This is a genomic window from Legionella shakespearei DSM 23087, assembly GCF_000373765.1.
GTDB lineage: Bacteria > Pseudomonadota > Gammaproteobacteria > Legionellales > Legionellaceae > Legionella > Legionella shakespearei.
Window position 1 is genome coordinate 87,007 of sequence record NZ_KB892404.1, and the last position, 20,299, is coordinate 107,305.

Genomic DNA, 20,299 nt, shown 5'->3' on the forward strand with positions numbered 1-20,299 from the left:
TTTTTCGAAACTTTATCATAACGTATTCCATGATTATTTTACAGAGAAATATCAACTGTAGCCCTATTAACGAAGCGGGATGTAGTGGTTTTCCCCCAATCTACGTCGTCTTTTGACGCGAAGGAGCACCAAGTACTGGCACCATGCCGCTTTCAGGAGATCCTTCGCGCAAAAAAAACGCGCTCAGGACGACGTAGATCGCGCTGAATCCTGGCACGGTGTGTAGCCCGGTCTGCTTGCAGCCGGGATCAAAGTGGCACCATGCCGCTTTCAGGAGATCCTTCGCGCAAAAAGACGCGCTCAGGTCGACGGGGATCTGGGGACGATATGGAAACGCCAATACTGGCTAATTCCTAATACTCAGTTTCCTTTTACTTTGGATCCAGACGATAACAAGATTACAGGTGCCAAATAACGTCCCTGTCCCCATGGAATATGAACTACTTCCAAAGCCTTCCATTGGGTCTGATGTTCTACCTGAGTTGCAACTACCTGAATATCAAGGGTTTTGGCCATTTCATTAAAATAATGAATGAAAAACTGTTTGCTTTCATTTTCATCTATATCCTGCACCAGACTGCCATGCAGTTTTAAATAATCTATATGCAAATCACTTAAATAGTGCAAGGGCGAAAAATGTATACCCACCCTGTCTACGCCAATTTTTAAACCCAGTTTTTTAGCCTGTTTCACGAATGCTTTAACCGCGGTAAAATGGGTAACAATCATGGATTCATTAATTTCCAAAGCCAGATTTTTTAGTATTGCCGGTGGAATAGATTTTAGTTGATTGAGATAATTTACACTGTGTTCTTCATTAATCAGCGTATCAGCAGAAATATTTACTGCATAGCACTGCTCGGCAACAATAAGATTTTTCCCTGCCAATTCATTAATCACATAAAGGTCAATAAGATGAGCAGCCCCCAATTTTTCTGCGACCGGCATAAAATAACCAGCACCCAACTCATTTCCGCTGTAATTCTGTAAACGTACGAATATTTCATTGTGCAGGGTATCTGTCCCCCCATTGGTGACAGCTTGCGCATGCAGGCTTATTGTTTTTTGCTCTATAGAATTCCTGATATCCTCTTCAGTAATCAAGCGAGGGTATTTAAAGGTATCATGTTCTTTCTGACAATAGAAAACACCATTTTCACGCGCTTTTTTAACCGATAAATCAACCATGGTTAACAAATTGGATACGGTTTGGTGAGCAAAATATCCAGAGGCTCCCATATGGGCATTACATAATTTTATGCCGCTGATCGCTCGGCGAAGAATATGCTCGAAGTCTTTGCATTGTGCATCAAAAACCTCAGGGTCCCGTTCGTGATTTACTATAGCAAAAGTACTGCCATTGATTCTTGCTACCGTACTTACCGAAGCCTGAGTCCAAAAATCCTTGCATGCCTTGGCAACAATTAAAACCAGATTATCCCCCTGCTGGTAGCCTTGCTGCTGATTCAATTCATCCAGCCCGTCTATTACTATCATTAAAATATAGCCGGGTATGAATTCGTCTTCATTATCCAGAATCGAAGACAATTGTTGCAGGAAATAGCGTCTGTTACTTAAACCAGTTAAAGGATCCTGATAAACCTGTATTCTGAGTAATTCCGTTTGCTGCATTTGCTCCTGGAATAATGATTTGATCTTGATAACCATCTGGTTCATCGCTAAAGTCACTTGCTTTAACTCTGGAGTTTTGGGTATTTTGGTTTCAATAGGAAACTCATGCTCGGAAATAGCCAGTGCCTGGGCAGTTACCCTTTTCAAAGGCCTTAGCAAATATTGGATAAAACAATACACCAATAACAAGGATACTACACCAAAAAGAAGGTACGCTTTTACCATCTCTACCGCATTACGCCATAAGGAAGCATAGACATAGCTTGGATCACTGGTAACAGAAATTTCACCAGCCTGCATCCATCCGTCCATAATCAATGACGTTTTATCCGTAGGGGGCCATTCAATCAAATTAACAAACCACTGCGGAATATTCGTTTGCTGGGGAGGCAGTTTCTTGGAAACAAGTGTCTTACCCTTTATGTTTTTAACCTGGATTGACGAAAAATAGCCTCTGTCAAAAACAGCCTGAACCATAGAGTTCATTGTCGGAATGTCATGAGTCGACAATGACTGCGATAAGGACAAGCCCAGAGAAGTGGCCGTGTCCTGCGCATTGCTTTCAATTTGCTCAATAAAAAAATTACGTGCATTGTTCATGGTTATTATATAGGTGCCAATAAAAACCACAAATAACATTACGAGCACACCCAGAGCCATTTTCTTTATAAGTGTCATGGTTTTCACCTTATTATTGCATCCGTTTCATTAATTCATCCCACTTACCCAAACTGTTGGGTTGCCCCATTAAAGTATTTTGACCACGCTGCTTAGCAAGCCATAAGCCATCTCCATTAAAGCTGTAAACGGGTTTCAAGTCTTGTCGTTGTGACGCTTTCAATATTTTACTTTCAAGACTATCTAAAATTAATGGCTCAGCTTCTGGGCTCGCATAATAAGATAAAACCATGTGAGCCTGATTTAATTTAAGAGAAGTAACATAAGTGATTCTTAGTTTTTCTGTTGGAATCCCTAATGTAACCAAGGTAAAATATTTGATTATGGCATAATCCTCACAATCCCCTCCCCCATCAATAATGAATTCCTCAGGGGATTTCCAATAATCGTCAACACCGCGAGACTTTATATCGGATTGAAAAGCAAACTGGTTAAAAAATGAATTCACTTTATCCAGTTGTGCATCTACAGGTTGATGTTCTAAAGACTCAATTAATTTAGCCCATGCTCGAAATCGCTTTTGAATGTTGCCCTGGGAATTTTGGGCCATACGTTGAATTTTTTCTGTTTTTAAAGTAATAGATGCTTGGCTCGGAGAGAATGGGGTATAAAACAAAACCAGGCATATTAGCAGGTACCCAAAAGATTTGGGCCCCGCCATGCCTGGCTTTTTAACCGGCTTTGCAGCAGACTTTTTTAGGCGGCTTTTTAAATGTAACCAGTACCCCTTGAACATGTGCCAGTTCCTTCAGTCGTTCCATTCCATTACCAGCATGTCCACGATATTCATATGGGCCAACAAGCACAGTCATCAACTCACGATAAGGAGTCATAAAGACTGTAAAACCAAGCCCACTCAAATGATTCACCAAAGCTTCAGCTTTGCTTTTATCTTTGAAAGTACCAGCAGATACATACCATATCTTTGGATTCACCTGCTGAGGATAAGTGGTATTCTTATCTATTATAGCCTTAGTTAAGCGAGCTGTTTCCATATTTTCAACTGGATGAGCTAAAGCCATGGCATTATCACTGTCATCAGGATAAGGCAATTCATCCATGCTCTTGTTAAGCAAGATATTGGTTTGAGCTGAGGTAAACACATCATTATTGACCACATTAACCGGTAATCTTAATTTCAGGTAGGATAATAAATTACCCATGCCGTTGAGAATTCGGTAGCGGGAAAGTATTTCATCATTTTGACCGTGAGCCAATTCAATTTCTGATTGGTAATATTCATTTTGCGAATCCAGCAAATCGAGCAAGGTTCTTTTACCGACCTTAAACTCATCCTGATAGGCAAGACGTGTCCGTTTGGATGCCTCAACGTGGGTTTTTAGCGGTTTCAAACGTAACGCAGCTGATGTGTATGCGTTCCAGGACAAACGAATCGCTTCTTTCAATTGCAGCAAGGTACGGTTTTTAATTTCGTATGCTTCCTGTACCTGGTAGGCTGTTTCTTTGATGTGAGCCAAGTCTGCTCCACCGCGAAACGCATTATAGTTCATACGAATTGCTGCCAAATCAGAATTGTTTGGACCTACCAGACCACTAAGGTTTCTGTTTTTGGAACTACTCAAAACCAAATCAACTTTTGGGTAATAGGCTGCCCGTGCGACTTTATATTGCGCCTTCGCCTGTTTCACATCGGCATAGCTGGATTTAACTGTAGGATGATTATCCAAGCCCTTTTCCAGTGCTTTGGCAAGATTATCGGGTAATTCTTTAGGGGTAGGAAACCGAGGCCAGGTTAAATTCTCAGGCCATTTACCGACAACTTTGGCGTAATTAATTTTTGCTTCCTGCAAATTTGCCTGCGCACTTATCTTATTGGACTCAGCTAATGCAAGCCGTGCAATGGCCTGATCCAGTTCTGCTTCCCTGGAAATACCGGCATCAGAACGTTCTTTAATCATCTTGAATACGGATTTATGCGCCTGAAGATTGGAAATCGAATAGGCATATAAGCGTTGGTGCATTAAAACAGCAAGATAGTCTTTTGTAATTTCAAGAGCCAGATCTTCAGCAACCCCTTGTGTTTTCCAACGTTGAGACTCAGTGATGTACTGGTTTCGTTTTACTTCATTGACTATACCGCCACCAGCAAACAAATTTTGTCTCAATTCAACGGCAGATTCAGTACGATTAAGGATAGCGACTTGTGTGTCGTCAATTGCTGCCGTGGTGGGGTTAAGGCTTCTTTCGCGACCAAAGCCGGTATTAACATCTATGCTGGGATAATATCCCCCTTTGGCCTTATCGGTCGCCTGCTTGGCAGACAGGCCTTTGGCTGTGTTAGATAATACATCAGGGTTTGCGATCATACCGTGCTGGACAGCTTCATATAGTGTATCTGCAAGCGCAGACGATGAAGTCAATATTGCTGCCATTATTAGCCCGTATTTCATTCCACATCCTCATCACTGTGTATAGAAGTTGTAACATTTTACTGTTTTTGGCCACAAAACTTTAAGTTTGGCCAAGTTCCAGCCTCAGTTCATAAACATGATATATTAACCTCTTAAGTTAAATCAAATAACAACTTGCTTCAATAGATTTTGTATTCTTTTTTAATCTGTTACCATTATCAACTGGTTGATTTGCTGGAATTTTTTTCATTATGGTTGCTCAAATTTCAATATTGTCTGTAAGCCAATTGAACAGACAAGTGAAAAGTTATCTTGAAAATGAAATAGGTATTATTCATGTTGAGGGAGAAGTATCAAATTTGAGTAAACCAGCCTCAGGCCATTATTATTTCACCTTGAAAGATAATGCAGCACAGATTAAATGCGTATTTTTTAAAAACCGCCATGTCCGTCCCTTAAGTTCAAAACTCTGTGATGGCCAGAAAATTGTGGTCAGCGGCAGATTAAGCCTCTATGAAGCACGAGGTGATTATCAGTTAATCGTTGAACAGCTTACTGAGGCTGGTCTTGGGGAACTGTATCAGCGTTTTGAGGAATTAAAAAACAAGCTGGCCGCCGAAGGATTGTTTCATCCAGCAAAGAAAAAATCATTACCTGCCATTCCTCGGTCCATAGGAATTATTACCTCCACCAGTGGTGCTGCGATTCGCGACATACTTTCTACTTTAGCGCGCCGCTACCCTTTAGCTCCAATTTTTATTTACCCCAGTGACGTTCAAGGTACTACAGCGCCACAACAATTGATAAAGGCTCTGCAATCTGCCAATTCGGACCAGCGTTGTGACGTACTTATTCTGGCTCGAGGCGGCGGCAGTATAGAAGACTTATGGGCATTCAATGACGAACAACTGGCAAGGCAGATAGCTGCCAGCCTGATTCCTGTAGTATCTGGTGTGGGTCATGAAACTGACTTTACTATAGCTGATTTTGTCGCCGATTATAGGGCTGAAACTCCAACTGCCGCTGCAGCAGCCGTATCGCCTGATTGTATGGAATTATCCGCCGTATTAAATAATTACACGATCCAATTGTATAAAGCACTCTTGGCAAGAATGCAGAATTATCGCCTGCGGTTAAAACATTTAATGGATAAAATCTCTTCTCCACAACAGGCCATTCGCTCTTATTGGCAAACAGTGGATTATCTGGAACGTCAACTCTTGTCCAGTATGATCCAAATCGTTAATCAGAAAAAATATCAGACTCACATCAGCATTACCCAATTGCAGGCTCAAAATCCTAAAATGCAGATTGAGCAAACACAAATTCAGCTCACCCGCCTGGTTGAACAATTGAGGCAGCAAATAGTACTCAAAATCAACAGTCTGAAACAGCGAATGAATACCAGTTTATCCACTTTGCATGCTGTCAGTCCCTTGGCTACACTAGATAGAGGCTATGCGATTGCTACCAGTAAAAATAAAATATTGTTCAGTACCCAACAGGTTAGAGAAGGAGATCCCGTTGAAGTCCGTTTGGCACAGGGTGTTCTGACTTGCGCAGTTACTGCAATTAAGGATTAAACAGCTATGAATAAAATAATAAGAACAATAACCCTCCTTTCCTTATTCTGTTTATCACATGTTACTTTGGGGTTCGCCTTACCCGAAAATCATGCGGTAAACGGCGGTCTGACCATTATCCCGGTTGATGTAGACAAGCAGCCAGAGGCCTATTACCATGGCAACAGAATTCCTGTCTTGCCTGGCAGCAAAACCAATCAATGGTTGTTGATTGTTGCTATTCCGCTGAATGTTACCGATCCCATTCAATACATAGAGGTCACCAAACCCTATAAAGCATCCATTCCATTTCATGTCAGTGAAAAATTTTATAACACCCAATCGTTAACGATTAAAGATTTAAGTAAGGTTGATCCCCAGCCTGAAGATATGATTCGTATCGATAACGAAACCATGAAACTTAAAAAAATATTCGCCCATTACTCAAATGTTAATCCATTTGAAAAGTCATTCACTGCACCCCTGCGCGGTCCTGTAAGCAGTTTGTTTGGTTTAAAACGACTTTATAATAAACAGCCCAGAGATCCTCATTCAGGTTTAGATATTGCAGGACCTGTAGGTGAGCCGATACACGCCATTGCTAACGGTATAGTAGCTGAAACAGGCGATTATTTCTTTACGGGTAATACAGTTATTATTGATCACGGAATGGGGGTATTTTCCCTTTATGCCCATTTAAGCAAAATAATGGTGCAACCTGGTGAGTCGATAAAGCAAGGCCAGGAACTGGGTTTGGTTGGAATGACAGGCAGAGTTACTGGTCCGCATCTTCACTGGACCATGATCATGAATCAAACATTGGTTGAGCCTTTATTGTTTGTGCCTGTACGCAATATTGCAACAGTCCCCAAGCCGGCTGCTAAAACACCACAACCGACGGCGGTAAAATCATGATTAATGAATTAATGGACAGCCTTAATTTAATCATTAGCCAAACACAAAATAACTTAAAGATTCTGGGGATTATTCTTCTTATTCCCTGGAGTGTCTTTTTTGTCAGTCATTTTATAAGTAACAGGATTCTGTTACTTGGTATCATCCCGCGACAAATACGTGGTTTGCCAGGGATTCTCTTCGCTCCCCTGCTTCACGCCAACTTTAATCATATATTTTTTAATTCAATTCCGTTATTGGTGTTGAGTAATTTTATCCTGATCAATGGCCTTAACTATTACCTTGCTGTCACATTAATAATTACCCTGCTTAGCGGACTCGCTATCTGGTGTTTTGCCAAGCCCGGATTGCATATTGGAGCCAGTGCACTGATTACCGGGTATTGGGGCTTTTTAATCTGTAATATATATCAGAATGGTACAGTGACAACGATTATTCTGGGGATCATCAGCCTTTACTATTTTGCGGGTATTTTCCTCGGCATTTTTCCCGGTGAAAAAGGCGTTTCATGGCAAGGACATTTATTTGGCTTATTGGCAGGAATAGCAACAAGCTATCTCTTTGAAATGTATTCCCTGCAAAATTTTATGTAGGTTGAATCAAAATGATCCAACCCACCTGCTTATGCTCTACACCAATGTTAAATCAGGCTCTGTGCCGCAACAAAAATTCCGCTTCCTNACGGTCGCGGCTCGGTTTCCGGTGCACGATGAAGTCAATACGAACGCACGAAAACCGAGCCGCGACCGTGAGGGAGCGGAACAGTTATGCTGGCAAGGACACGAATCGGAGTGAGGCGTAGCCCGGTTGCTCGCAACCGGGAGCGGTCATGATGTTTCCCGGCTGCAAGCAGACCGGGCTACAATGTTTTAATTTTTATGTCCTGTGCTAATCGCCTCTAATATTCTTTGAAACTCTGTGCTATTCTAAAATTATAAACTACATGAGAAATCAACATGCTATCACTAAAAAGAATAATATTAACTGGTATGTTAAGTCTATCTATCTCTCCGGTATTTGCAGACGCCTGCTGTAATAAAATGGGCGGAGTGAATTATTGTGACTCTTCTGCGGGGCGCCTCGTCTGTAATAACGGATTTTATTCAACCTGTTACTGCACCCGGCATGCAGTTATGGATTTACAATTGCTCAGAGGCTGTTGTATGTGGCATGGTGGTGTATTGCCAGAAACTACAATAGGTGGCCTGATAGTCTGCAATGACGGTTCTATATCTGAAGAATGTTCGCTGGTAAATCCTCAACAAAGCATTGCAAGCTGGTAATAAATCTAATCCGTCATCCGTGAGGATGACGGGGCTATACGCCATCACGCAGGAATAGCATCAATCGGCTCATTTGCTGCAGTTAATTTACTCTCATTCGCAACCCTGAGAGCGCGTTTTTCAAGTAACTCACCAAAACACAAAGCACTCATCACTACAAGTAAATAACCCGCTGTTGAATAACACAAAATGGTATCCGAAATGCAGCCAACACAAAAAGAAACTAAAATACCTAATAATACAGGGCGTGTTTCAGTAAGTTTGAACAAGGTCATGAACAAACTGACAAAGAATAGAATTAATAGCGATAGTCCAATAACCCCCTGCTCTACCAAGGTCATCCAGTATTGGCTATGCGGATCAGTCAGCTCTGGCCCCCAGGTTGGAACAGGATTATCACGTTTAAAACTGTACTTAAAACCACCGGTACCTATACCTATAAAAGGATGAGTATCCCAGAGAGAATGAGCATAGTCATGAAACTGTATTCTATAGCCTAAAGACGTATTGGGATTATGATGTTGCAGGAATTTAACATCGCTGACTAAATCATTAATCCTGGTTTGCATTACGTGACTTTGAGTATACGCTAATAAAATCAGACTGGTGAGAACCACTACCCCAAGTGATGTCTTTTTCAAATCCAGTTTTTGCAAGAGCAACAAAGTCATTAAAATAAAATAAATGATATAACCGGTTCTTCCTGTATTACAGAAAAACAATTGATAGCTCATCAGGGCAAATAACACAGCATAAACATTTCGTTGCCAACCAGTATACTTAAATGCGTAAAGGGCTGCCAAATAAGCTGCAAAAGCCATCATAAACCCAGTCAGAATATGATTGTAAAATACATCACCCGGATCTCCAGGATCTCCTATATGTACCAGCCCATTCGCTTTTAAGATAGACACAACGCAGGTAAACAGCATGGCAGCCAGATAACTGTTAATACACCAGGAACGTGCTTTGGGATTAATAAAACCGGCAGCAAGGACTGGAAGATAAATTAATTTACAATATTTGCCTAATACCATTAACTGCATGGAATAAGGAGCAGGACTCCATAAACAAGCTATGGCAATGAAGGCAAACAAAGCGAGGGCGGCTCGTCCCCACCAGGCATTAAATGCGTAAAAAATATGCTTATTATATTGAGGTGTAAATAAAACAAGCGCTACCACACAACCAAAGAATATTGATTTAAGCGAGGGGCTGATAGGAATAAAAAAAATGAATAAAGCAAATAAAACAGGAGCTAACAGAAAACTCTTTTCTTTTAATGCTGCTCTCACAATATATCCTCATTATTTATATTTAAGTTAGGTAACTGATTCAGATTACGATCTCTGTATATCTGTTTCATTCCGCGATAGAAAGTACCCTGGGCTTGAAAAATAGCGAATAACAGTCCCAATCTTCCATCTAAAAAGCCGCGCTGCAGAATAAAACAACGACCAAACATCCATCCTGTGCTGATTAAAGTGCGAATAAATCCTGCTTTTTTATTTGATTCAATACGTATCTTTGCAGTATAGGAAGAATATTTATTCAATTTGTAAAGTACATGGCTTAAATCCTTGTATGAATGATGCATAATGGCGTGCTCCAATTTGCCAATACGACTCTCAGGAGACATCATTATTTTTTCATGGACTATGTCCTTGCTATAAAAGGCATTAGCCCTCTTGAACAGCCGTATGTGCCTTTGGGGGCTTCCTGAATACTTTAACAACTGATTATAAAATAGCATTCTGATAGGAACCCTGTATGCATCAGCTTCATCAGAGGAAATAGCTTCTATTATTTCTTCTTGCAATTCTTTGCTTAATGATTCATCAGCATCAAGATTTAGTACCCAGTCACCGGTAGCGCGCAATAAAGCTCTTTGCTTTTGCACCCCGTAACCGCGCCAATCCGTTAAAAAGACATGTTCGGTATATTCCTGCGCTATAGCGACTGTATTGTCAGTACTGCCTGAATCAAGAACAATTATTTCATTAGCGAAACGCACTGATTCCAGACATCGTCTGATATTTGCCTCTTCATTTTTAGTTATTATTATTACTGATAACATAAACTTAAATAGCCAATGAGATAAAAGTGAATAGTATATCGGTAATTAATAAGGATTGTAACTACGTTGAATATATAAAAAATTCAGCGTGGGAGTGCGATACTCCACCGTCCCGCGGCTTGTCCGCGGTATCCAGAGATCTAGATTCCTGGAGCCCGCGGACAAGCGGCGGGACGGCGGAACTCCTTAACTTAATGGCAGTGGATACATTACCCACCCTGAATTTCAAGAGTCCTAATATCAGAGGGCGTTCTGAACAATGTGCATACAGTTAGCACACCCCTTCCCTATGATCGTGGCTGTCAAAATGCAATTTGCCATCTTTAACTTTAAGGGTAACATGGCCACCATGCATTAACTTACCGAACAACAGCTCATCAGCCAACGGTTTTTTCACATTTTCCTGTATCAATCTGGCCATGGGACGAGCACCCATCGCCTTGTCATAACCATGCTCAATTAACCATTCCCGAGCTGATTTATCAACAGTAAAGGTAACGCCCTTATGACTGAGCTGTTCATCCAGTTCCATGATGAATTTATCAACCACCAAACCTATAGTCTGAGAATCTAAAGGAGCAAAGTTAATTATTGCATCCAGGCGATTCCTGAACTCAGGGGTAAATTGCTTTTTAATTACTTCCAGACCGTCATTGGAATTATCCTGTCTGGAAAAACCGATTGAATTACGGACAATTTCGCTGGCTCCAGCGTTACTGGTCATGACCAGAATAACATGTCTGAAATCTGCCTGACGGCCGTTAGTATCAGTCAAGGTACCATGATCCATAATCTGCAGTAACAAATTAAAGACATCAGGATGTGCTTTTTCAATTTCATCGAGCAGTAACACTGAATGAGGGTTCTTGGTCACGGCTTCTGTTAACAGGCCACCCTGGTCATAGCCTACGTATCCAGGAGGTGCTCCAATCAAGCGGGAAACAGTATGTTTTTCCATGTATTCAGACATGTCAAAACGCAGCAGTTCTATGCCCAAAACATTAGCCAATTGGCGAGTAACCTCAGTTTTACCCACCCCTGTAGGTCCTGCAAACAGGAAGCATCCTACTGGTTTTTGCGGTTCTCTAAGACCTGATCTACCCAGTTTAATTGCTGACGACAAGGCAGTAATAGCCTGATCTTGTCCATAAACCAACAGTTTCAAATCGCGTTCCAAATTGCGTAAGGTATCTTTATCACGGGCAGATACTTTCTTAATCGGGATACGGGCAATTTTTGCTACCACACTCTCAATTTCGGTAACACTGATAATTTTTTTGCGTTTGTTAGCAGTTAACAGATTCTGATAAGCACCTGCCTCATCCACCACGTCTATTGCCTTATCGGGCAAGAAGCGGTCATTAATGTATTTTGCTGACAGCTCAGCAGCAGCTTTTAATGACGCGATAGAGAATTTAACGCCATGATGCTCTTCAAGTCGTCCTTTTAAGCCTTTTAATATTTCATAGGTTTCATCAACAGTCGGCTCAGAAATATCGATTTTTTGGAATCGTCTCGCTAAAGCACGGTCTTTTTCAAAAATGCCTCGGTATTCCTGATAAGTGGTAGAACCTATACATTTCAGTTCACCATTTGCCAACAGGGGTTTAATCAGGTTTGATGCATCCATCACACCGCCAGAAGCGGCTCCTGCACCGATGATGGTATGAATTTCATCAATGAATAAAACGGCACCTTCTTGCTGGCCTAATTGTTTTAGTACCGCTTTTAATCGTTTCTCAAAATCACCGCGATATTTGGTTCCTGCTAATAAGGCTCCCAAATCGAGTGAATAGACAACACAGCCACGAATGGCTTCAGGAATTTCGCCATCAACGATACGTCTTGCCAGACCTTCTGCTATAGCAGTTTTGCCAACCCCTGCCTCACCAACCAGTAAAGGGTTGTTTTTACGGCGTCGGCATAATACCTGGATGGTACGTTGAATTTCTTCATGGCGACCAATCAGAGGATCGATTTTGCCTTGTTTGGCACGTCGGTTCAGGTTAGTGCAATAACTATCCAGTGGTGATTCATTGCCTTCAGGAGACATCATGTCTTCATCCATAGAGGCATTCATGTTTTCATGCATGTCATTATTTTGGTATTTGGACACACCATGAGAAATATAATTAATAACATCAAGCCGGGTAATGTTTTCGCGGCGCAAAAAGTAGACAGCCTGGCTTTCCTGTTCACTAAAAATAGCAGCCAGGACATTGGCTCCGGTAACTTCTGTTTTACCAGCAGATTGCACATGGAACACTGCGCGTTGTAATACCCGCTGAAAACCTAGAGTGGGTTGAGTTTCTCTATCCAGTTCATCTTCGGGAATTCTCGGAGTTGTTTCATCGATGAATTCCATCAGATCACGGCGTAGGGCTTCAATATTGGCGTCACAAGCCTGCAACACATTACCTGCTGCTGGATTATCAAGCAATGACAACAGCAAATGTTCTACAGTCATAAATTCATGACGCTTTTCTTTTGCTTCCTTGAAGGCTAGATTCAAGGTGAATTCTAGTTCTTTATTTAACATTGTCGTTGCTCCTTTCCAGCCCATCACCAGTCATTCCGGCTCCATACTAGATAGCAATGGATGTTGATTCATTCTGGCGTATTCATTTACCAGGGCGACTTTGGTTTCTGCTATGTCGCGAGTAAATACCCCACAAACGCCTTTCCCTTGAATATGAACCTGTAACATCACCTGAATTGCAGTCTCCTCATTCAAATGAAAAAAATGCTTCAGCACTTCTACTACAAAATCCATTGGTGTATAGTCATCGTTGAGCAATACAACTTTATATTTTCTGGGCGCCTTGATTTCGGTACTTATTTCAGTATCCGCTATCTCATGCCTGACATATTCCTCTAAATTCTGCCCACTCATAACTTACAACCTCTTACTATTTTTATAGACTCCCTACACACATTTGGCCAGTAAAATCAGCTATTTTTCAATAATTTTTTAACCGTTGAAATAATCCATGGCATATTGATTAGATTGCATTCACTCAATTGTAAATTTATCGCAACCATTTCTTATTTCGGGTAAAAAATCAATTTCGTTTATCGGGGACGTATAAAAATTAATGCTTCAGCCAATATCGGCACTTTGGGTTTAATCCGAGCCGCGACCGTGAGGAAGCGGAACTTTAGAGCAGAGAACTGAACAAGAGCATTCCACTGCATTTAAAAGTTCCGCTCCCTCACGGTCGCGGCTCGGATTTCTTTACTAGATAACCCTTTTTATTGATGCAAGATTCAGACCTGATTTACATGTGCTTGATCATGGCATCGCCAAAGCCGGAACTGCTTACTAAAGTAGAGCCTGGCATGCCGCGCTCGAAATCATAAGTCACAGTCTTCGCTTCAATAGCACCTTCCATGCCTTTGATAATCAAATCAGCAGCTTCAGTCCAGCCCATATGCCTTAACATCATTTCAGCAGACAGGATAATAGAACCTGGATTTACCTTATTTTGGCCGGCATATTTTGGCGCTGTTCCATGAGTTGCTTCAAAAACGGCAACTTCATCGCCAATATTTGCCCCTGGAGCAATACCAATACCGCCAACCTGAGCTGCCAGAGCATCAGAAATGTAGTCTCCGTTCAGATTAAGAGTAGCAATTACGCTGTAATCTTCTGGTCTTAACAGAATTTGTTGCAGGAAGGCATCAGCAATTACATCATTGATAATGATTTGTTTGCCCGTTTTAGGATTTTTAAACTCCATCCATGGGCCGCCCTGATATTCTTTAGCGCCAAATACGTCACGAGCTACCTGATAACCCCAATCTTTGAAGGAGCCTTCGGTAAACTTCATAATGTTACCTTTATGGACTAAAGTGACTGTCTGACGGTCATTATCAATCGCATATTGAATTGCTGCTTTAACCAAACGTGTTGTACCTTCTTTGGAAACAGGTTTAATGCCTATACCGCAATGCTCAGGAAAACGGATTTTTTTAACGCCCATTTCATTCTGTAAGAATTGAATTACTTTTTTTGCTTCAGGAGAATCAGCTTGCCATTCAATACCTGCATAGATATCTTCCGAGTTTTCACGGAAAATAACCATATCGGTTTTCCAAGGCTCTTTTACCGGGCTCGGAACACCTTTAAAATAACGGATTGGACGCAGGCAGGTGAACAAGTCCATATCCTGGCGAATTGCCACGTTCAATGAACGGATACCACCGCCAACTGGAGTCGTTAAAGGACCTTTAATTGATACGACAAATTTCTTCATAGCATCAATTGTTTCTTTAGGTAACCATTGATCGCTACCATAAACTTTAGTCGCCTTTTCGCCGGCATAAACTTCCATCCAGGCAATTTTTCTCTTGTTACCGTAAGCTTTTTCAACTGCAGCATCAACAACACGAATCATTGGTGGTGTAACATCAACCCCGATACCATCCCCTTCGATAAATGGAATTATCGGATTATTGGGAACGTTCAGGGAAAGATCAGCAGCAACTGTAATCGCCTCGCCTTGAGCAGGCACTTTAATTTTATCGTACGTCATTGATCACTCCGTAAATTTTAGAGAGATCAATCATAGCATGCCATAATGAGGAATCCCAAATATGAATTTGGATTTATTTGATAATAAATATCAGGTAGGAAATTTGAGATGGGTTCTGTATTTCTCGAAGGTGAACATTTGTGTTTTTGTTTGAGTTTTTGAGATTTTATTCGGGCACGCAGACGGGTACGCAAACATTCACGAAACGGCTCATTACCCCGATGCACGTCGTCCTGAGCGCGGCTCTTTGTGCGAAAGATAATGCCAGTCCGAGGAGATCCTTCGCGCAAAAAGACGCGCTCAGGACGACGTAGATTGGGGGGAATGAAGAGGTTGGTGCCTAAAGTGAGTTTTCCTGGTTGCCTGCAACTGACTCTTCCATATATCTTTGTTATTCTCCGCTCCACGTCGTCCTGAGCACTTCAGATTTCGTAGCCGTACATTGCCACTTCGATCCCGTATTACGGCTGGAGCCTAATACGGGCTACACTCGCTGTGCCATTCTCCGCTCCACGTCGTCCTGAGCGCGTCTTTTTGCGCGAAGGATCTCCAAATACTGGCACCACGCTGCGCTCAGAACGATGTGGATCTTACGCCCTCTCTAACATTTTGATCTGTTCGGGCAATTGATCATAGCCTGCTTCTACATTGATGTATTCGCTTTTAGCCAGATAAATCGACAGAGACCCATCGTCGGTTGCGGAGGGTTTTTGTAAGATGCCGTTAAAACCTTCCAGTTTTAATCGCAGAAAGTCACTGAGCCGGGTTACCAGATAAAAGTTACGGTAATAGTTATCAGGACTCATGTGCAATGCCTTTGCATCTTTGGCCAATTCATGCCCGGGTAAATAATCCTTTAATGAATAAGACGAGTTATTGTGTACCGCTATGACTTTGCCTTCAGGTAATAACTCTTTTATTTTACTGGCCAATTTCTTTACTTCGCGATGTGCTTCAGGAGTGTAATAACTGAATTGTGCCAGAGTCTTTTTAATGCCCTTATCGGTATAAATTCTATTTGGATCAAATTCATAGCGTTGATTGTTCAAATGAAAAACTATGTTACGCCCGCCTGAATGCACGAGAGTTAAAAGGCTCCCGCCTTCTTTATGGATTACTGCCTTTGCTGCTTTTAGAGCCGTTGTTTCATTATTATGAACATGAATATAGGCTTTCCCTTTTCCTTTATACTGCTGAATTACAACGGGTTCATCACCAACCATTACTTTATGATTCACCGCACAACCCACCTGAGTTAAAGCCAACAATCCAAGTATCATCCATTTCATGAACAATTTTCACCATTAAGAGTAAATTTCTCTCATTGTATAGCGATAAAACTCAAAAGACAATGCATTCATAGGGGCTAGAAAGTGTTACATCTGAAAAAATACTTTGCTCATCCCTGCCATTCAATTTACCATCATGCCTTCAATAGCTTTTACTATCATAATTCATGACTCAATTAATTCTTTTTAACAAACCTTATGGGGTCGTCACCCAGTTCACTGGAGAAGTACATGAAGAAACCCTGGCCGCATTTATAAAAATGCCCGGCTTTTATGCAGCAGGCCGTCTGGATAAGAATAGTGAAGGCTTATTATTGCTGACAAATGATGGTTCACTACAGCATAAACTCACCCATCCCAAATTCGAAAAGAGTAAATATTACTGGGTACAGGTAGAAGGAATACCAACAGAAGAGGATCTGCAACCACTAAGATCAGGATTAAGGATTAAAGACCTGACTTTTCTGCCAGCTCAAGCCCGGTTAATTGCGGAACCTGACCTCTGGCCACGCAATCCTCCCATACGCGAAAGAAAGAGTATTCCCACAAGTTGGTTAGAAATCATTTTAAAAGAAGGTAAAAATCACCAAATAAGAAAGATGACCGCGGCTATTGGTTTTCCAACATTACGATTGGTAAGGCATAGAATTGGTGATTGGAAGCTGGGTGGCTTAAAGCCCGGTGAGTTTAAGCTTGTACAACACTGATACCAAATTTGAACCGTAGCCCGGTCTGCTTGCAGCCGGGATCGAAGTGGCACCATCCCGGCTGCAAGCAGTTGGCTATCTACACCTCTTTTTGCCATTTCTCGGATCTACGTCGTCCTGAGCGCGTCTTTTTGCGCGAAGGATCTCCCGAAGGCAGCATGGTGCCAGTATTTTGGAGATCCTTCGCGCAAAAAGACGCGCTCAGGACGACGTAAATCGTAGAAATGATATCTACATCCTAACGATATGCCAGACGTGTTAGGAGAGAACCATCACCCAGCAAACGTATCCAGGGCCAGATAAACATTCCGAGAATAGCGCTGGTCACCGGCATAAACAGGCTGTAATTGAAGCCTAGGAGCGCATCAGTGCAAGAAATTGTTGCCTGATACAGAAGGCAGAAAAAGCCGATAAGACAGATTTGCTGCATAATGGAGAAAAACTGGAACCGTCTTGATTTGGTTGAGGCCAACCAGGTTGTCAGTAACAGGGCAAAAGAATGTTCGCCGATAACTGTAGAAAGCAAAATATCCAGAGTTAGGCCCACAAACAATAAAGTAGTTAATTTAAAGTTGCCTGGTAAATAATATTCTATATAAAGAACCAATAATAAAACCCAGGGTGGGCGAAAAGCAGAGAGTAATTCGGGCATGGGTAATATAGATAAAATCAGCGCGGCAATAAATCCTATTCCCAATCGTATGCGAAGATTAGTCATCAGGCACTCTCCTCAGCATTCAAACGCTCATTAATCTGAGCCGTTAATTCTTCTTGTTCCGGATCAGGCCAGATTAATAAAACCAGGCGATTACGGTTGAGTAATGCAATAGGACTCACCTTGACCTTCACAAAATCCTCACCGGGAATACTGTTAACCTGCTCAACACGCCCTACCGGATAACCTTCCGGATAACGTCGGCCCAAACCGGAGGTTACCAGCATGTCGCCAGGATGTATGGAAGACGTTTTGGGTAAATTAATTAATGACAATTCATCAATACTGTTATTCCCCACAAGTATCGCGCGTTCACCAGTACGATTGTTACGAACGGGTACAGCACTTTTGGAGTCTGAAATAAGCAAGACTGTGCTTGTCATAGGCCCTACATCAATGACTTGCCCCATAACCCCTTTAGCATCAAGGATAGGCTGTCCGGTGTAAACCCCATCACGTTTGCCTTTGTTTAACACCACTATTTGCCGTGCCGTGCTGGTATCTACAGCAAGAATCTGAGCAGCCATAGCTCGCATATCGGCTTTACTGGATGTTAATAATAATTCTTTTAACTGGGAATTTTCCCTTTGAATGACCAGCAACTTCTGTAATTCTGCTTCCAGCATGGTTTGCTGATAGCGTAACTGCATGTTTTCATCGATCAGGGCTTTCTTGGCGCTCACCAAAGACTGAACCCAGCCAATTACCCTGACAGGATAATCTACGGCATATTGCAAAGGAGAAACAATTAAAGAAAAACCGCTACGCACACTATCGAGATAGCGATAATGATAATCGGAAAACATGAGAAACACAGAAACAACAAGAGCGAACACAAATCCAATGAAGCTGTGTCCGCCCTTGATAAATAATCTGCTGTGTTTGTTATTCTGTTGAGAGGAAATCACCGCCACGCAAATCCATGGTTTCTAAAGCTTTACCACCACCACGTGCAACACAGGTTAATGGATCTTCAGCAATTAATACAGGTAATCCAGTCTCTTCCATCAGTAAGGTATCAATGTTCTTTAACAAAGCCCCGCCTCCGGTCAATACCATACCACGCTCAGCAATATCAGCAGCCAATTCAGGCGGCGCTAATTCCAGTGCAGCTCTTACCGCACCAACGATACCTGATAAAGGTTCTTGTAAAGCTTCAAGAATTTCAGCACTTGTCAATGTAAAGCTGCGTGGCACACCTTCAGCAAGATTTCGTCCACGTACTTCTATTTCAAACAGGTCACGACTTGGGAATGCAGAACCAATTTCGTGTTTAATACGTTCTGCTGTAGTTTCACCAATCAGCGTACCGTAATTACGGCGCACGTAAGAAACAATAGCATCATCGAATTTGTCACCACCAATACGTACTGATTGATGATAGACAATACCACTCAAAGAAATAATCGCAACTTCAGTAGTTCCGCCACCAATATCAACTACCATGGAACCGCTTGCTTCTTCAACTGGCATGCCTGAACCCAGGGCTGCTGCCATTGGTTCTTCAATCAGGAAGACTTCACGTGCACCAGCACCCATTGCTGACTCACGAATGGCTCTTCGCTCAACCTGGGTAGAACCACAGGGAACGCAAACCAGAACTCGTGGACTGGGTCTTAGGAATTTATTTTCATGCACTTTATGAATGAAATGCTGCAACATTTTTTCAGTAACAAAGAAGTCAGCGATAACGCCATCTTTCATTGGTCTGATTGCATTAATGTTACCAGGAGTTCTTCCCAGCATGCGTTTGGCTTCGATACCGACTGCCGCTACACGCTTTTGACCTGATTCATTGCGTAAGGCAACTACAGAAGGTTCGTTGAGAACAATTCCTTTATCTCTTACATAAATCAATGTGTTAGCCGTTCCCAAATCGATGGATAAATCGTTGGAAAACACGCCCCGTAATTTTCTGAACATATGCGGTACTACTCCGTTCTTCTTTTTGTGTGCTACTTTATCCTATATTTGGGTAAAGATCGACAGTTGTATTGTAAGAATTTTAAATAATTGTGTAAATTTTGAGGATACGATTTCACAGTCACACCTCAGATTTGTAGCCCGTATTAGCGAAGCGTAATACGGGAAAGTACCACGTCGATCCCGTATTACGCTTCGCTAATACGGGCTACTGACTCAAATGTCATTCTACGTGTTAATTCAGAACAAAAACCTCCTTCAACTGGTCTCTGTTTTTGTCAACAAATTTCTGGCCAAAACCTTTTACCTCAGCCAGCTCTTCCAGGGACTTAAAGCCCTGATGACTTTCTCTGTAGGCAATAATTGCTTCAGCACGCTTTTTCCCAATCCCCTTAAACGAGCCTGTAAGAGTTGATAAATCAGCATGATTAATATCAATTTTTGTATGCACTATAGGTGGTGTCTTGGGACTATTGGCTGCCTGAGCAGGAATGGTGATAACGAATAACGACAATAAAACAGCAAGGAATCTTGCTTTCATAATTTTCTCCTAATTGTTGGACTAAGCGGCTCGTTCCGGAGCCGCGCAAAGTATCCCAAGATTTTGTAGT

18 protein-coding genes are annotated in these 20,299 nt (G+C 41.8%); 5 read left to right on the forward strand and 13 right to left on the reverse strand.

Annotated features, from left to right (window positions below; all coding sequences use genetic code 11):
- Positions 1 to 360: 360 nt before the first annotated feature.
- The 3 genes from B094_RS0109310 to B094_RS0109320 are packed head-to-tail and all read right to left on the reverse strand — an operon-like array spanning position 361 to position 4,721.
- Positions 361 to 2,310 (reverse strand): bifunctional diguanylate cyclase/phosphodiesterase, encoded by a 1,950-nt coding sequence (locus B094_RS0109310; protein WP_018577539.1) that lies wholly within the window; start codon positions 2,308 to 2,310, stop codon positions 361 to 363.
- 13 nt (positions 2,311 to 2,323) lie between these two features.
- Positions 2,324 to 3,046, reverse strand: coding sequence for a transglutaminase-like cysteine peptidase (locus tag B094_RS0109315; RefSeq protein WP_018577540.1), 723 nt, complete (start codon positions 3,044 to 3,046; stop codon positions 2,324 to 2,326).
- On the reverse strand, positions 2,982 to 4,721 hold the full coding sequence (locus tag B094_RS0109320; RefSeq protein WP_018577541.1) for a TolC family outer membrane protein: 1,740 nt from the start codon (positions 4,719 to 4,721) through the stop codon (positions 2,982 to 2,984). Before B094_RS0109320 ends, B094_RS0109315 begins: the two co-directional genes overlap by 65 nt.
- Positions 4,722 to 4,933: 212 nt before the next feature.
- Between B094_RS0109320 and xseA the strand changes: the two genes are divergently transcribed.
- From xseA to B094_RS0109345, 4 genes are all read left to right on the forward strand, one after another.
- The gene (gene xseA, locus B094_RS0109330) at positions 4,934 to 6,265 is read left to right on the forward strand and encodes an exodeoxyribonuclease VII large subunit (RefSeq protein ID WP_018577543.1); all 1,332 of its coding nucleotides are present in this window, start codon (positions 4,934 to 4,936) and stop codon (positions 6,263 to 6,265) included.
- 6 nt (positions 6,266 to 6,271) lie between these two features.
- Positions 6,272 to 7,159, forward strand: a complete 888-nt coding sequence (locus B094_RS0109335) for a peptidoglycan DD-metalloendopeptidase family protein (protein ID WP_018577544.1) — start codon at positions 6,272 to 6,274, stop codon at positions 7,157 to 7,159.
- The gene (locus B094_RS0109340; RefSeq protein ID WP_018577545.1) at positions 7,156 to 7,752 is read left to right on the forward strand and encodes a rhomboid family intramembrane serine protease; all 597 of its coding nucleotides are present in this window, start codon (positions 7,156 to 7,158) and stop codon (positions 7,750 to 7,752) included. The genes B094_RS0109335 and B094_RS0109340 overlap by 4 nt, the downstream gene beginning before the upstream one ends.
- Positions 7,753 to 8,115: 363 nt before the next feature.
- On the forward strand, positions 8,116 to 8,442 hold the full coding sequence (locus tag B094_RS0109345) for a hypothetical protein (protein ID WP_018577546.1): 327 nt from the start codon (positions 8,116 to 8,118) through the stop codon (positions 8,440 to 8,442).
- Between the two features lie 44 nt (positions 8,443 to 8,486).
- On the opposite strand, the gene B094_RS0109350 is transcribed toward B094_RS0109345, so the two are convergent.
- The 6 genes from B094_RS0109350 to B094_RS0109375 form a co-directional block, all read right to left on the reverse strand.
- The gene (locus B094_RS0109350) at positions 8,487 to 9,737 is read right to left on the reverse strand and encodes an O-antigen ligase family protein (protein ID WP_018577547.1); all 1,251 of its coding nucleotides are present in this window, start codon (positions 9,735 to 9,737) and stop codon (positions 8,487 to 8,489) included.
- Positions 9,734 to 10,519, reverse strand: coding sequence for a glycosyltransferase family 2 protein (locus tag B094_RS0109355; protein ID WP_018577548.1), 786 nt, complete (start codon positions 10,517 to 10,519; stop codon positions 9,734 to 9,736). Before B094_RS0109355 ends, B094_RS0109350 begins: the two co-directional genes overlap by 4 nt.
- A gap of 271 nt (positions 10,520 to 10,790) precedes the next feature.
- Positions 10,791 to 13,058, reverse strand: coding sequence for an ATP-dependent Clp protease ATP-binding subunit ClpA (clpA, locus tag B094_RS0109360; RefSeq protein ID WP_018577549.1), 2,268 nt, complete (start codon positions 13,056 to 13,058; stop codon positions 10,791 to 10,793).
- Between the two features lie 30 nt (positions 13,059 to 13,088).
- Positions 13,089 to 13,412, reverse strand: a complete 324-nt coding sequence (clpS, locus tag B094_RS0109365; protein WP_018577550.1) for an ATP-dependent Clp protease adapter ClpS — start codon at positions 13,410 to 13,412, stop codon at positions 13,089 to 13,091.
- A 385-nt stretch (positions 13,413 to 13,797) separates the two neighbouring features.
- Positions 13,798 to 15,054, reverse strand: a complete 1,257-nt coding sequence (gene icd / locus B094_RS0109370) for an NADP-dependent isocitrate dehydrogenase (protein WP_018577551.1) — start codon at positions 15,052 to 15,054, stop codon at positions 13,798 to 13,800.
- 590 nt (positions 15,055 to 15,644) lie between these two features.
- Positions 15,645 to 16,334: a protein tyrosine phosphatase gene (locus B094_RS0109375; protein ID WP_420324231.1), complete on the reverse strand. Its 690-nt coding sequence runs from the start codon at positions 16,332 to 16,334 to the stop codon at positions 15,645 to 15,647.
- A gap of 176 nt (positions 16,335 to 16,510) precedes the next feature.
- Here B094_RS0109375 and B094_RS0109380 point away from each other — a divergent pair, with 176 nt between their 5' ends.
- Positions 16,511 to 17,050 carry a pseudouridine synthase gene (locus B094_RS0109380; protein WP_018577553.1) on the forward strand — a complete coding sequence of 180 codons (540 nt, stop codon included), beginning with the start codon at positions 16,511 to 16,513 and terminating at the stop codon, positions 17,048 to 17,050.
- Between the two features lie 238 nt (positions 17,051 to 17,288).
- Here B094_RS0109380 and mreD read toward each other — a convergent pair whose 3' ends face one another.
- The 4 genes from mreD to B094_RS0109400 all read right to left on the reverse strand — a co-directional run bounded on the left by mreD (position 17,289) and on the right by B094_RS0109400 (position 20,229).
- Entirely contained in the window at positions 17,289 to 17,768 is a 480-nt protein-coding gene (gene mreD / locus B094_RS0109385) for a rod shape-determining protein MreD (RefSeq protein WP_018577554.1), read from the reverse strand.
- Entirely contained in the window at positions 17,768 to 18,673 is a 906-nt protein-coding gene (gene mreC / locus B094_RS0109390) for a rod shape-determining protein MreC (RefSeq protein ID WP_018577555.1), read from the reverse strand. Before mreC ends, mreD begins: the two co-directional genes overlap by 1 nt.
- Positions 18,651 to 19,688: a rod shape-determining protein gene (locus B094_RS0109395; protein ID WP_018577556.1), complete on the reverse strand. Its 1,038-nt coding sequence runs from the start codon at positions 19,686 to 19,688 to the stop codon at positions 18,651 to 18,653. Before B094_RS0109395 ends, mreC begins: the two co-directional genes overlap by 23 nt.
- Positions 19,689 to 19,923: 235 nt before the next feature.
- Positions 19,924 to 20,229, reverse strand: a complete 306-nt coding sequence (locus B094_RS0109400) for a ComEA family DNA-binding protein (RefSeq protein WP_018577557.1) — start codon at positions 20,227 to 20,229, stop codon at positions 19,924 to 19,926.
- Between the last annotated feature and the right edge of the window lie 70 nt (positions 20,230 to 20,299).

Bases quoted from the DNA above. Each gene is read 5' to 3' on its own strand.
- B094_RS0109310 (WP_018577539.1), bottom strand. From the start codon at position 2,310: ATGACACTTATAAAGAAAATGGCTCTGGGTGTGCTCGTAATGTTATTT.
- B094_RS0109315 (WP_018577540.1), bottom strand. From the start codon at position 3,046: ATGTTCAAGGGGTACTGGTTACATTTAAAAAGCCGCCTAAAAAAGTCT.
- B094_RS0109320 (WP_018577541.1), bottom strand. From the start codon at position 4,721: ATGAAATACGGGCTAATAATGGCAGCAATATTGACTTCATCGTCTGCG.
- xseA (WP_018577543.1), top strand. From the start codon at position 4,934: ATGGTTGCTCAAATTTCAATATTGTCTGTAAGCCAATTGAACAGACAA.
- B094_RS0109335 (WP_018577544.1), top strand. From the start codon at position 6,272: ATGAATAAAATAATAAGAACAATAACCCTCCTTTCCTTATTCTGTTTA.
- B094_RS0109340 (WP_018577545.1), top strand. From the start codon at position 7,156: ATGATTAATGAATTAATGGACAGCCTTAATTTAATCATTAGCCAAACA.
- B094_RS0109345 (WP_018577546.1), top strand. From the start codon at position 8,116: ATGCTATCACTAAAAAGAATAATATTAACTGGTATGTTAAGTCTATCT.
- B094_RS0109355 (WP_018577548.1), bottom strand. From the start codon at position 10,519: ATGTTATCAGTAATAATAATAACTAAAAATGAAGAGGCAAATATCAGA.
- clpA (WP_018577549.1), bottom strand. From the start codon at position 13,058: ATGTTAAATAAAGAACTAGAATTCACCTTGAATCTAGCCTTCAAGGAA.
- clpS (WP_018577550.1), bottom strand. From the start codon at position 13,412: ATGAGTGGGCAGAATTTAGAGGAATATGTCAGGCATGAGATAGCGGAT.
- icd (WP_018577551.1), bottom strand. From the start codon at position 15,054: ATGACGTACGATAAAATTAAAGTGCCTGCTCAAGGCGAGGCGATTACA.
- B094_RS0109375 (WP_420324231.1), bottom strand. From the start codon at position 16,334: ATGATACTTGGATTGTTGGCTTTAACTCAGGTGGGTTGTGCGGTGAAT.
- B094_RS0109380 (WP_018577553.1), top strand. From the start codon at position 16,511: ATGACTCAATTAATTCTTTTTAACAAACCTTATGGGGTCGTCACCCAG.
- mreD (WP_018577554.1), bottom strand. From the start codon at position 17,768: ATGACTAATCTTCGCATACGATTGGGAATAGGATTTATTGCCGCGCTG.
- B094_RS0109395 (WP_018577556.1), bottom strand. From the start codon at position 19,688: ATGTTCAGAAAATTACGGGGCGTGTTTTCCAACGATTTATCCATCGAT.
- B094_RS0109400 (WP_018577557.1), bottom strand. From the start codon at position 20,229: ATGAAAGCAAGATTCCTTGCTGTTTTATTGTCGTTATTCGTTATCACC.